We start from the raw sequence: 12,406 nt of genomic DNA, 5'->3' as shown, positions 1-12,406 counted from the left end.
GCGGGCTGGTGCTGACGCGGCAGGGGGCGATGCTGGCGCGGCGGCTGAGGCTGGCGCTGGCGGAGCTGCGTTCGGGGCTGGACGATCTGGCGGAATTGAAGGGGCAGGAGAGCGGGAGGATCGTGGTCGGGGCGATGCCGCTGTCGCGCGCGCGGCTGCTGCCCCGTGCGATCGCACGCTTCCGGGCGGACTTTCCGCGGGTGCATATCAATGTGCATGAGGGGTCGCATGCCGAACTGGTTGGGCCGCTGCGCGATGGCGAGGTGGACATGATGATCGGCGCGCTGCGCGACCGGTCGATCGGCCAGGATCTGGATCAGCGGCCCTTATTCGAGGACAGGCCGACGATATTGGCGCGCGCGGGGCATCCGCTGGCCAAGGGGTGGGACGCCGCCGCGCTGCGGCGCTTTCCCTGGATATTGCCGCCCGAAGGCGCGCCGCTGCGCCGGTTGTGGCAGCATATGTTCGAGGCGCTGGGCGGCGACCTGCCGCAGGTGCCGATCGAATGCGGGTCGGTGATGACGATCCGCGAACTGCTGGTGGGCGGAGATTATCTGACGATGCTGTCGGTCGACCAGCTCGCGCTGGAACTGGATGCGGGGCTGGTCGCGGATATCGGCCCGGCCCCCGGCGCGATCAGCCGCACGATCGGGCTGACGACGCGGGCGGACTGGCGGCCGACGCGCCTGCAACAGCGCTTCATGGCGGCGGTCGAGGCGGAGGTCGGCGATCTCAATTCGTAAAATCTAATAGGAAGTCCGTGGATTCGATTGGCCGGGATCGTGCCGATGAGTCATGCCTGCGCCCATGGAGCAGGAAGTCGGTCTGATCGGATTTGGGGAGGCGGGTTCGACCTTCGCATTGGCGGGCGATTGGCGCGCGCGGGCGCATGTGTTCGACGCGAAGACCGATAGCCCCGGCGACCGGGACGCGATGCTGGCCGCCTATGGCGCGGCGCATGTGCTGGGCGCGCGCTTTATGGAAGATGCGCTTTCGGGCGTTGACCTCGTGCTTTCGCTGGTGACGGCGGATCAGGCGCTGGCCGTGGCGGAAGCGGCGGCGGAATGCTTGGCGCCCGGCGCGATCTATTGCGACCTCAACAGCGTCGCGCCGCAGACCAAGCAGGCGGCGGCGCAGGTGATCGAGGCGGCGGGCGGCCATTATGTCGACGTAGCGGTGATGGCGCCTGTCGATCCGGCGCGGCTTTCGGTGCCGCTGCTGTTGAGCGGGGCGCAGGCGGAGCAGGCGAAGGCGCGGCTCGGCGCTCTGGGCTTTGCGAATATGCGGGTGGCCGGGGAAGCGGTGGGACGCGCTTCGGCGATCAAGATGATCCGGTCGGTGATGGTGAAGGGCATGGAAGCGCTGACCGCCGAATGCGTGCTGGCGGCCGAAGCGGCGGGCGTGCGCGCGGAAGTGCTGGCGTCGTTGGACGCGAGCGAGAAAGCGAAGCCCTGGGAAGCGCGGGCGGACTATAATCTGGACCGCATGCTGGTGCATGGCATCCGCCGCGCGGCCGAGATGGAAGAGGTGGTGAAGACGCTGGAAGCGCTGGGCACCGGAGCGGCGATGACGCGCGGGACGGTGGAGCGGCAGCGGGCGATCGGCGCCCTGGGAGTGAAGGCCCCGCCTGCCGGGATCGAGGGGAAGGTTGCGGCCATTCGCGATTCCGGGGCTTCGGTTTTGGACGGCGGGGCTGGGGCGTAAGTTTCGGAGAGTTGAGTGCTCCTGCCTGCGCAGGGGCATGTTAGAATGGGAAGAGGAACGCGATGAGCCTGATTATCGACTGCCACGGCCATTATACGGTGCTTCCCCAGGGGCATGACGCCTGGCGGGAGGAGCAGAAGGCGGCGTTCAAGGCGGGCACCGTGCCGCCCCCTTATCCTGAGATCAGCGACGATGAGATTCGCGACACGATCGAATCCAACCAGCTGCGCCTGATCAAGGAGCGCGGCGCTGACCTGACGATCTTTTCGCCCCGCGCTTCGGCCATGGCCCCGCATGTGGGCGATGCGGAGGTCGCGAAGGAATGGGCGATGCGCTGCAACGACCTGATCGCGCGGGTGGTGGGGTTGTTCCCGGAGACGTTCGCCGGCGTGTGCATGCTGCCGCAATCGCCGAAGGCCGACATGGCGAACAGCATCGCCGAACTGGAACGCTGCGTCGGCATGGGGTTCATCGGCTGCAACCTCAATCCCGATCCGGGCGGCGGCCATTTCCAGCATCCGCCGTTGACCGATCGCTACTGGTATCCTTTTTACGAGAAGATGGTCGAACTGGACGTTCCGGCGATGATCCATGTGTCGGGCAGCTGCAATCCGGCGATGCATGCGACTGGCGGCTATTATATCGCAGCCGACACGATCGCCTTCATGCAGTTGCTGGAGGGCGACCTGTTCAGGGATTTCCCGGCGCTGCGCTTCATCATCCCGCATGGCGGCGGCGCGGTGCCCTATCATTGGGGGCGGTATCGCGGCCTTGCCGACATGCTGAAGAAGCCCAGCCTCGACACGCATCTGATGAACAACATCTTCTTCGACACATGCGTCTATCATCAGCCGGGCATCGACCTGCTGGCGGATGTGATCGACAACAAGAACATCCTGTTCGGATCGGAAATGGTCGGCGCGGTGCGCGGGATCGATCCCACTACCGGCCATTATTTCGACGACACCAAACGCTATGTCGACGCGCTGGACATCAGCGAGGCCGAGCGCCACGCGATATTCGAAGGCAATGCCAGGCGCGTCTTCCCCCGGCTGGACGCGCAGTTGAAGGCGCGCGGCCTGTGAGAGCTTCCACACCCCCCATATATCCCTGTGGGGGGTGGGCCTGTCTCCCGTCCCTCTGTTGGAAGGAAGGGGCGGGAGATGGGTTTCCCCTAATTGCGAGGTTGGCCGCATGAGCGACATTCACGAATATCTGGCCCAGTTCGACGATATTCCCGGCACCCGTGTCTATACCGCCCGGCGGGCGCGGCAGGGATATTGGATGAACCAGTTTGCCATGAGCCTGATGAAGGCGGAAAACCGCGAGCGGTGGAAGGCGGACGAGCGCGCCTATATCGACGAATGGCCGATGACCGACGAGCAGAAGCAGGCGATATTGGACCGCGACTATAACCGCTGCCTGGACCTGGGCGGGAACATCTATTTCCTGGCCAAGGTGTTTTCCACCGATGGGCTGTCCTTCCTACAGGCGGTGGGGACCATGACGGGCATGAGCCCGGAAGATTATCAGGCGATGATGGTGGCCGGGGGGCGCTCGCCCGAAGGCGTCCGTTCGATAAGGGAGAAACGCTGATGGCCCGCATTACTGCTGGCGTTGCGACCAGCCACGTACCGGCCATCGGCGCGGCGATGGATCTGGGCAAGACGGCCGAGCCCTACTGGCAGCCGGTGTTCGCGGGCTATGACTGGTCGCGGCAGTGGATCGCGCAGGAAAAGCCCGACGTGGTGGTGCTGGTCTATAATGACCATGCCTCCGCCTTCGACATGAAGATCATCCCGACCTTCGCGATCGGCTGCGCGGACCGCTACGGCATTTGCGATGAAGGCTGGGGCCCGCGCCCTGTGCCCGATGTGGAGGGGCATGCGGACCTGGCCTGGCATATCGCGCAGAGCCTGATCCTGGACGAATTCGACATGACCATGATCAATGAGATGGATGTCGACCATGGGCTGACGGTGCCGCTGAGCCTGATGTTCGGGCAGCCTGAGGCATGGCCGGTCAAGGTGATACCGCTGGCGGTGAATGTCGTCACCTATCCGCCGCCGTCTGGCAACCGCTGCTGGATGCTGGGCGAGGCGATCGCGCGGGCGGTGGAAAGCTTCCCGGAAGATCTGAACGTACAGGTGTGGGGCACGGGCGGCATGAGCCACCAGTTGCAGGGTCCGCGCGCCGGGCTGATCAACGCGGAGTGGGACAACCGTTTCCTGGACCTGATGAGCGCGGAGGATGACGGCGCGCTGCGGGCGATCCCGCACATCGAATATCTGCGCGAGACCGGGTCCGAAGGGATCGAGATGGTGATGTGGCTGATCATGCGCGGCGCGCTGGGCAGGAAGGTCAGGCCGCTGCACCGCCATTATCATGTGCCCGCGAGCAATACGGCTGTCGGGCATCTGGTGCTGGAGCCGGTTATCTGAATCCTCCCCTCCCGCTTGCGGGAGGGGGACAAAGTAAGGAGTTCCCCATGCGTATAGCCCTTGCCGGTGCAGGTGCCTTTGGTGAAAAGCATCTGGACGGCCTCAAGAATATCGACGGCGTGACCGTCACCTCGCTCGTCGGCCGCCGCCTGGAAGCGACCCAGGCGATCGCTGACAAATATGGGATCGGGCACGCGACGACCGTACTGGACGACACCCTGGCGCGCGACGATGTGGACGCTGTGATCCTGTGCACGCCCACGCAGATGCATGCGGCGCAGGCGATCGCCTGCATGGACGCGGGCAAGCATGTCCAGGTGGAAATCCCGCTCGCCGACAGCTGGGCCGATGCGCAGGCGGTGCTGGCCAAGCAGCAGGAAACCGGCCTCACCTGCATGGTCGGGCATACGCGGCGGTTCAACCCCAGCCATCAATGGGTGCACAACCGCATCGAGGCGGGCGAGTTCAACGTCCAGCAGATGGACGTGCAGACCTATTTCTTCCGCCGCAAGAACATCAATGCGAAGGGTGAGCCCCGGTCCTGGACGGACCATCTGCTGTGGCACCATGCGGCGCACACGGTGGACCTGTTCGCCTATCAGGCCGGGAAGATCGTGGACGCTCATGCGATGCAGGGGCCGATCCACCCGGATCTGGGGATCGCCATGGATATGTCGATCCAGTTGAAAAGCGAAACGGGGGCGATCTGCACGCTGTCGCTCAGCTTCAACAATGACGGGCCGCTGGGGACCTTCTTCCGCTATATCGGCGACACGGGCACCTATATCGCGCGCTATGACGATTTGGTGAACGGCAAGGAAGAACCGATCGACGTGTCCAAGGTGGCCGTGTCGATGAACGGGATCGAATTGCAGGACCGCGAATTTGTGAGCGCCATCCGCGAGGGACGCGAGCCCAATTCGAGCGTGGCGAAGGTGTTCGACTGCTATCGCGTGCTTGGCGAACTGGAAAAGCAGCTGGGGTAACGCCCGACCCTCCCCGTCGAGTGATGGGGAGGGTTTACGCCGTCAGCAACGGATGCCGCATCCGCAGGTCGTCCATCAGCGTTTCGACGACAGCGATTTCCTGTGCCGAACCCGCCGGGGTGATCGCCCAGTTGCAATGCGGATGCGTGTCGCGGCTGTAGAGGCGCACGCGGCCGATCACCTTGCGCCAATGATGCTTGCTGCGGCCATGGTCGCGGACCAGCCGGGCGACGAGCATGTCGATGATCCCGTCAGCCGTCATCTTCGATCCTCTCTCCGCCGATCCAGCGGCCGGGCAGTTCCAGATAGGCCTCCAGCTCGCGCCAGTGGCGGGCCCAGCCGGGGCCCCTGCGATCCTCCGGCACATGAGCCTCGACCATGCGGCGGGCGCGGGCGACGGGATTGTCCGGGCGGTCCCTCAACCGGTCGAGAATCTGGCGGATGTCCTCGCATCCGCCAGGCCAGCGTTGATCCGCGATCAGGCGGCGAGTGACGGGTCCACCGGCTCGGGCGGGAAGATGGCTGGCTTGCCCGGATCATAGACCCGCGTCAGCAGCTGGATGAACGCCTTGTCCGTGAAGGGATCGCTCGGCACTTCGAACATCTCGCCGCGTGCGCGCAGGTCCGCGATCAGCATGTCGAACACCTGTTCATGACTGATATCGTCATTGTGATCGAGCGTGGTCTTCAACTCTTCATAGTCCATGAAGATGTCAGCGCCCCAATGGACCAGGAAACGGAATTCCTGCGCCGGAATCTTCTGGATGACCTTGCCGTCCGTCGTGATCTGCCAGCCATTGGGATCTTCCGGGTCGGCGCTCATCAGCGAATGGATGGCCAGCCCTTCGGGGCGGCGCATTGACGTCGGGCCGCAGGATTGTGCCGTGTGGTACATCATCTCATTTTCAACCACGACGGCGCGGCCCCACATTGGGGCGTTGATCTGCTTGGGCGCGCTAGAAAGCCCATCGGGCCAATAGGTGAAGCCGCCGCCGATCTGCCCCTTGTAGTACCAGGCGATGACCTGCGCCTTCTTCATCTGCCAATGTTTGAACAGGCCGGACTTGACCATCATGTTCATCAGCCAGATCGGCGTGTTGTTCTGCGAAATGCCACGGAAATTGGTGCCGTCGACGTGCGGGGTGCCAGCATCCTGGCAAGGCCCCTGAATGTTGAACAGCATGTTTTCCGGCCGCGCATATTGCGCGCCCCAATAGCCGCGCACCAGGTCGAGGAACTTGGGATTATAGAAGCAATCCTCGATCTCGGGATAAAGGCAGGTATATCCTCGCGCCAGATAGCCCCGGAATACGGGCGAAAGGAACATATCCCAGGTAGGCGTGAAGCCTTCGGGAATCGTGCCGGACGTGGTCGCGATGACCTCATCGGGCGACTTGAAGTGCTGGGAGAGGATCAGTGACCAGGGGCCATTGTCCCGTACCAGGCCAAGCAGCCTGCCATATTGGTCGTCCGTATAGGCGCCTTCGATGATTTGCGGTTCCGCGACTGGCCGGAACAGGTCACCCTTGCTGCTCATGCTTGCTCTCCACTTCAAAAAAAGGTTGCGCGGGGCGCGCGATACTTTCCCCTATGATCTGTCAACCGCCATGCTTGTCAAGAAAGGCCTTCATCTGGCTGGCGATGATTTCGGCCGCCCGCTTGCTGGGGTCGGGAAGATGTTGCCGCACGACATGGAAACAGGCCTGATCCACCCCCCAGAGCAGGATGCGCGCCTCCAGCATCACGTCATTGTCACGAGTCGCTCGCTCGAACGCCCTGTGCCTTCCGGCCAGCATGGTGACGATCGCGTCGCGCTGCGCGGACACCTCCCAATATAACGCCTCTTCCAGCGCCGCGACCTGCGTCAGCAGGGTGCAGGTTTCCTGATGGCTGCGGTGCATGTCCAGATGCCGCGTTGCCCACTCCGTCAGTTCGGGAAGGCCGGGATCGCGCAATTGCGCAAGATAGGCGAAGACAGGATGCCAGACAGGCTCGAAATCCTGTGCGATGGCGCGCACCACCGCCAGCTTGCCGTCGAAATGGCTGTAGAAGGCGGCGCGGCTCACCCCAGCGGCCACCAATATATGCTCGATCGAGCTGCCGACATAGCCCCGCTCGGCAAACACCCTGAGCGCCGCGTCCACGATCAGGCGGCGCGTACGGGCGCGCTGTTCTTCCTGAAGATGATTACGCCGGGGCAAAGCCTTGGCCAAAACAGAGGGCTCCTTCGATCAGCGGTGCAGCTAACGGAGAGTGCCAGCCGCCGTCAAGACAGTTGACAAGACAAGTTGTATGGCCGAACTGTCCACTAGTAAAGCCGCAACGGCATGGGACGGAGAAGGGTAGTGGGCGAGGGAAGACAATCGGCGGGAAAAGGCTTTTCAGGTCTGCTTTCCCCAGGCCGGATCGGCCGGATGGATTTGCGCAACCGCATGTTCGTGACCGCGATGGGCGTCAGCCTGGCGGAGGATGACGGCACGGCTGGCGAGCGGCTGATCGCTTATCATGAGGAGCAGGCGAAGGGCGGAGCGGCCCTGATCGTCACCGGCGTCATGGGCGTCGCATGGCCGGTCGGCGCGGTTCAGCCCAACCAGCTTGGCGTCTCGGACGATCGCTTCCTGCCCGGTCTGCGCCGTCTGACCAGCAGGGTGCATGCCCATGGCGCGAAGATCGCGGCGCAGCTTCATCAGGGCGGGCTGGTGGCGGCCCATTCGGCGCAGTTCGGGCATCCGCTCTGGGGTCCGTCCGTGCCGGGGCCGTTCGCGGGCGATTTCCCCGATTATTTCCTGCCGGAAGAACTGGCGGCCTTTGGCGGCAGCGTCGTGCCTTCGGTCAAGGTGCTCACCACCGAAGATATCGCCACCGCCGTGCGCCACTATGCCGACGGCGCCCGCCGCGCAAAGGAAGCGGGATTCGACGCCTGCGAAATCCATGGCGGTCACGGCTATCTCATCTCCTCCTTCCTTTCGCCGTCGACCAATAAGCGCACGGACGAATATGGCGGGCCGCTGGAAAACCGCGCGCGTCTGATGCTGGAGGTGCTCGCAGCGGTGCGTGAAGCGGTCGGCCCAGACTTCCCCGTCTGGATGAAGCTTGATTCGCGCGAGTTCGGCAAGAGCGTCGGCACCACGCTTGACGACGCCAGGATGGTGGCGCGCTGGCTGGAGGCGGGCGGGGCGGACGCGATCGCCGTCACCGCCTATCATGACGTCGGCCAGGCGAAGCTGCATTCGGGATCGAACATCCCGCACGAACCGGAAATGAACATCCCCGCCGCCATCGCGATAAAGGGGGAGGTGAGCATTCCCATCATCGCCTCCGGCCGGGTAGAGCCGGACCGCGGGGAGCAGCGTTTTCAGGAAGGCGCGTTCGACTTCCTCGCAATGGGGCGCAAGGTGCTGGCCGATCCGCATCTGCCCAACAAGCTGGCGGCTGGACGCCCGCAGGACGTGCGCCCCTGCATCTACTGCTATACCTGCGTCAGCACCGCCTATGTCCGCCAGCAGGTGCGCTGCGCCGTGCGCTCCGAAACGGGCTTCGAATATCTCCAGGACAAGGCGAACCCTCCGTCGGGCAAGCGCTATGTCGTGATTGGCGGCGGACCGGGCGGGATGGAAGCCGCGCGCCGTCTTGATGCGCAGGGTAACAAGGTGACGCTGATCGAACAGAGCGACCGGCTGGGCGGAACGCTGCGCTTCGCCGCGCTCGCCTACGAACCCAATGAGCGCATCCTGGAATGGCTGAAGCGCGAGATCGAGGCGTCCAACGTGGATGTGCGGTTGAAGACCACGGCCACGCCCGAATTGCTGCGCACGCTTGAGCCGGACGAGGTTATCGTCGCGACCGGCGCTGTCCGTGACATGCCGCCGATCCCCGGCAGCGATCTCGATCATGTCTTCAGCGGCGATGACATGCGCAAGATGATGCTGGGCGAAAGCTCCGACGCGTTGAAGCGCAAGACTGGGCTGGCGACGCGTCTCGCGACCAAGATCGGCGCGGCGACGGGCATGACCGCCAATCTGGACTTCGTGCGCAAGGCGACGCACCAGTGGATGCCGCTGGGCGACCGCGTCGTCATCATCGGCGGCGAACTGGTGGGCGTCGAACTGGCCGAATTCCTGGTGGAGCGCGGCCGGACAGTGACGGTAGTCGAGGAAGGACCCAAGTTCGGCAAGGGGCTGACGGTCGTGCGCCGCCTGCGCCTGATCCCCGAACTGCGCGAACATGGCGTCGCGCTGTTCGCCGAAGCGAAGGACATACGCATCACGCCCGAAGGCGTCGCCTTCGCCACGCCGGATGCGGAGGCACACCTTATCCCCGCCGACACTGTGATCGTGGCGAAGGGCGCGCATGGCGACACCAGCCTTGCCGACGCGCTGCGTTCGAACGGCTTCAAGGTCAAGGAAGTCGGCGACTGCACCGGCGTCGGCTATATCGAAGGCGCGATCCGCGGAGCCACGCGCGCGGTTCTGGGCGAGGAGGCGATTCCCCAGGTTTGATCCGCCGGTGTTGGGATGGCGCTGCCCCGGAAAAGGTGATCGCTATCCCTGACGGTCTGGTAAATCTGGGAGTTGGATGCAAACCCGTTTGCCCTGCGCTTGTCGAGGCCTTCTAACGCCTGCTCTGGCAGCAGTTATAGGCGGCTTCGACTTCGCTCAGCCGGTTGGTTGATGAAATACTCTGCCGACCTCCACGGCAGCTCGCGCCGGGCCACCCCCACAGGCAAGGCTCTCATGCTTCTGCGCGGGCAGGAACCCAGTCCCGCCGTCTTAACAGGGCTCCCAGGAGCCGCTTGTCTCCTCCGAGCCGTCCTAAGAACCACCCGGCGCTTCCCACTCCCCCGAAACGCAACTGGCCCGCCTCCTTGCAGAGGCGGGCCAGCAACTTTCGACTGTAAGCCGTATCAGTTCAGCAGCTTGTAGCTGCCTTCTTCCGGCGCGCGGGTCGCGTTGAAGAAGTCGACCAGACGCCATGGCCAGGACAGGAAGACGCGGCCCTTGGAGTTGTTATAGTAGGAATTGGCCAGCGGATGCGTCCAGATCATCTGGGGCATGCGCTCGTCCACCTTCTTGTTCCACTCTTCAAAGGCTTCCTGTGTCACTTCGAAGGCGCTTGCGCCCGCTTCGTTGACGCGATCCAGCGCTTCGATGATCCAGTTGACCTGGCATTCGGAAATCAGGTTCTGGCCCGCCGCATGGTTGGGTGCGCTGTTGGGGCCGACCGTGTGGAAATAGTTGGGATAGCCCGGCACGCACATCCCGAGGTAACTGCGCGGATCGTCCTCGCCCCATTCCTCGCCCAGGTCGCGGCCGCCCTTGCCCTTGATCGTCAGGTTGCCGATCATCTTGGCGACGTTGAAGCCGGTCGCGCAGATGATGACGTCGCATTCGAACACCGATCCATCCTTGGCTTCGATGCCATTGGGCAGGATGCGGGCGATCCCCTTGTCCTCCAGATGGACGTTGGGCCGCGTCAGCGCGTCGAACCAGCCATTGTCCAGGATGATGCGCTTGGAAAAGATCGGGAAATCCGGCGTCAGCTTCTCGATCAGGTCCGGCCGGTCGGCAAAGCGCTGGTGCATATAGTCCAGCGCATATTGGCGCGTCATCGCATTGCCTTCGGACACCGCCGTCATATTGCCTTCCCAGGCCGGGTCCTTGAGCACGTTGGAGAACAGGCCGTCCGCCGCCGACCAGTAGACGCGGAAGCGGAACCATTCCTTGAAGGACGGGATGTTCGCCAGCGCCCAGCGCATGCCCTCGCTCACCTCATGGGCGATTTCCGGGTTGAACAGCACCCAATGCTTGGACCGCTGGTAGATGGTGAGCTGCCCGACTTCCGGCGCGATCGCGCCGACAAGCTGGGCGGAGCTTGCGCCGGTGCCGATCACGGCCACGCGCTTGCCCTTGAGGTCGAGGCCGGCGGGATAATTCGCCGTGTGGACCAGCGTGCCCGCAAAGTCGTTGAGTCCCGGAATGTCCGGGAACTTGTAACGGTTGACGGGGCCATGGCCGTTGATGACCGCGTTCACCACGATATCCTCGCGGCTGCCGTCGGCCTTCTGCACCGTCACCGTCCACTTATTGTCCGCATCGCTCCAGACCAGCTTTTCCACCTTGGTGTTGAAGCGGATGTCGCGGCGCAGGTCATATTTGTCGGCGGTCGCCAGCATATATTTCTGCATGTCCGCGCCGTGCGGATGATAATGCTGCCAATCGGGCCAGATTTCCCAGCTAAAGCTGTAGAAATGGCTGGGCGTGTCGACGCCTACGCCCGGATAGCGATTTTCATACCAGGTGCCGCCGACATCGGCATTCTTTTCGATGACGACGAAGTCATAGCCCGCCTCGCGCAGCTTGGTCGCGGCGGCCATGCCGGTCATGCCCGCGCCGATGACCAGCACCTTGAAATCGGCCTTGGGGGCTTTGCGCCCTTCAACCTTGCTGCGGTCGATATAGGGGCGGAAGCCGCACTGGTCCTGCACCAGTTCCAGAAATTCGTCCTGCACCGGCTCGCCGACGGTCACGGTCATGATCCGTTGCAGCAGCGCGTCGGACGGCGGCGTGCCCTTCACGCCTTCTCCGGTGGTCAGCAACCGGCGCAGTTTGGCACGCAGTTCGTCGGCCAGTTCCTGCGGGACATCCGTGGGCGGATAGGAGAATGCGGGGCGGATATGATCGGCAAAGCGCTCAAGGAACGCCTCGTCATGCGACAGGTGCACATAGGCCGCGAGCAGGGTCGGCACGTTCGCTTCTTCCAGGGCTTTGGCAAGCTCGGGCGAATCGGGCAGGATCGCGAAACTCTTTTGATCTTCGGCAAGAATCGTGGCCATCAGGCGCTTCTCCATCACTCTTATTGAGTGAACACTTACATGATTGACGCGGGTCCGGGAAGCAAAAAGGGAACGGCCGGTCGAAAAAGCTCTCAGACGAAGGGAGCAAGGCCTGTCAGCACCAGCCGCACCAGATCGGCCTGGCTCGAAGTGCCGGTTTTCGCATAGATGCGCTTGGAATAGCTGCGCGACGTTTCGGGGGTAAGGCGCAGGCTCCGCCCGGCTTCGACGATCGATTCCCCCAAGGATAGCTGGTGCGCCAGCGCAGCCTCGTTCATCGACAGCCCGTAAATCGCCGCCAGCGCCCGCCGCGCCCGCGCCGCATCCTCCCGCCGCTGTATCCGCAGCACGCCCGTAGCGGCTGGATAGGCGCAGGGTTCCGAAAGCGGCAGGTCGGCCTTGCGCAGCAGCATCCACAGCCCCGCCTGCGTGCCCAGGGCCAG

At 63.8% G+C, this 12,406-nt stretch carries 13 protein-coding genes; 7 read left to right on the top strand and 6 right to left on the bottom strand.

Features of this window, described 5'->3' with window-relative positions:
• The 6 genes from L288_RS28265 to L288_RS28240 form a co-directional block, all read left to right on the top strand.
• Window positions 1-743, top strand: a 743-nt coding sequence (locus tag L288_RS28265) for a LysR substrate-binding domain-containing protein (protein WP_021237534.1), incomplete at its 5' end; no start/stop codon positions are given.
• A gap of 64 nt (window positions 744-807) precedes the next feature.
• The gene (locus L288_RS28260) at window positions 808-1,704 is read left to right on the top strand and encodes an NAD(P)-dependent oxidoreductase (RefSeq protein WP_021237533.1); all 897 of its coding nucleotides are present in this window, start codon (window positions 808-810) and stop codon (window positions 1,702-1,704) included.
• A 62-nt stretch (window positions 1,705-1,766) separates the two neighbouring features.
• Window positions 1,767-2,789, top strand: coding sequence for an amidohydrolase family protein (locus L288_RS28255; protein ID WP_021237532.1), 1,023 nt, complete (start codon window positions 1,767-1,769; stop codon window positions 2,787-2,789).
• A 109-nt stretch (window positions 2,790-2,898) separates the two neighbouring features.
• Entirely contained in the window at window positions 2,899-3,300 is a 402-nt protein-coding gene (gene ligA, locus L288_RS28250) for a protocatechuate 4,5-dioxygenase subunit alpha (RefSeq protein ID WP_021237531.1), read from the top strand.
• Complete coding sequence (locus tag L288_RS28245) at window positions 3,300-4,145, top strand: class III extradiol dioxygenase subunit beta (protein ID WP_021237530.1); 846 nt, start codon at window positions 3,300-3,302, stop codon at window positions 4,143-4,145. Before ligA ends, L288_RS28245 begins: the two co-directional genes overlap by 1 nt.
• A 47-nt stretch (window positions 4,146-4,192) precedes the next feature.
• The gene (locus L288_RS28240; protein ID WP_021237529.1) at window positions 4,193-5,131 is read left to right on the top strand and encodes a Gfo/Idh/MocA family oxidoreductase; all 939 of its coding nucleotides are present in this window, start codon (window positions 4,193-4,195) and stop codon (window positions 5,129-5,131) included.
• Between the two features lie 34 nt (window positions 5,132-5,165).
• Here the strand turns inward: L288_RS28240 and L288_RS28235 are convergent, their stop codons facing one another.
• The 4 genes from L288_RS28235 to L288_RS41925 form a co-directional block, all read right to left on the bottom strand.
• The gene (locus L288_RS28235) at window positions 5,166-5,393 is read right to left on the bottom strand and encodes a hypothetical protein (protein WP_021237528.1); all 228 of its coding nucleotides are present in this window, start codon (window positions 5,391-5,393) and stop codon (window positions 5,166-5,168) included.
• Complete coding sequence (locus tag L288_RS28230) at window positions 5,383-5,553, bottom strand: hypothetical protein (RefSeq protein ID WP_021237527.1); 171 nt, start codon at window positions 5,551-5,553, stop codon at window positions 5,383-5,385. Before L288_RS28230 ends, L288_RS28235 begins: the two co-directional genes overlap by 11 nt.
• Window positions 5,554-5,609: 56 nt before the next feature.
• Entirely contained in the window at window positions 5,610-6,668 is a 1,059-nt protein-coding gene (locus tag L288_RS28225; RefSeq protein ID WP_021237526.1) for a hypothetical protein, read from the bottom strand.
• Window positions 6,669-6,729: 61 nt separating this feature from the next.
• On the bottom strand, window positions 6,730-7,344 hold the full coding sequence (locus tag L288_RS41925) for a TetR/AcrR family transcriptional regulator (RefSeq protein ID WP_021237525.1): 615 nt from the start codon (window positions 7,342-7,344) through the stop codon (window positions 6,730-6,732).
• Between the two features lie 114 nt (window positions 7,345-7,458).
• Here L288_RS41925 and L288_RS28215 point away from each other — a divergent pair, with 114 nt between their 5' ends.
• Complete coding sequence (locus L288_RS28215; protein ID WP_081796002.1) at window positions 7,459-9,630, top strand: NAD(P)/FAD-dependent oxidoreductase; 2,172 nt, start codon at window positions 7,459-7,461, stop codon at window positions 9,628-9,630.
• 404 nt (window positions 9,631-10,034) lie between these two features.
• Here the strand turns inward: L288_RS28215 and L288_RS28210 are convergent, their stop codons facing one another.
• Complete coding sequence (locus tag L288_RS28210; RefSeq protein WP_236613007.1) at window positions 10,035-11,963, bottom strand: flavin-containing monooxygenase; 1,929 nt, start codon at window positions 11,961-11,963, stop codon at window positions 10,035-10,037.
• Between the two features lie 92 nt (window positions 11,964-12,055).
• Window positions 12,056-12,406, bottom strand: a 351-nt coding sequence (locus L288_RS43440) for a helix-turn-helix transcriptional regulator (protein ID WP_041207948.1), incomplete at its 5' end; no start/stop codon positions are given.

The sequence above is a fragment of the Sphingobium quisquiliarum P25 genome (genome assembly GCF_000445065.1).
GTDB lineage: Bacteria > Pseudomonadota > Alphaproteobacteria > Sphingomonadales > Sphingomonadaceae > Sphingobium > Sphingobium quisquiliarum.
The sequence above is the reverse complement of the archived record's forward strand: the minus strand, read 5'-3'. Positions and strand labels throughout refer to the sequence as shown.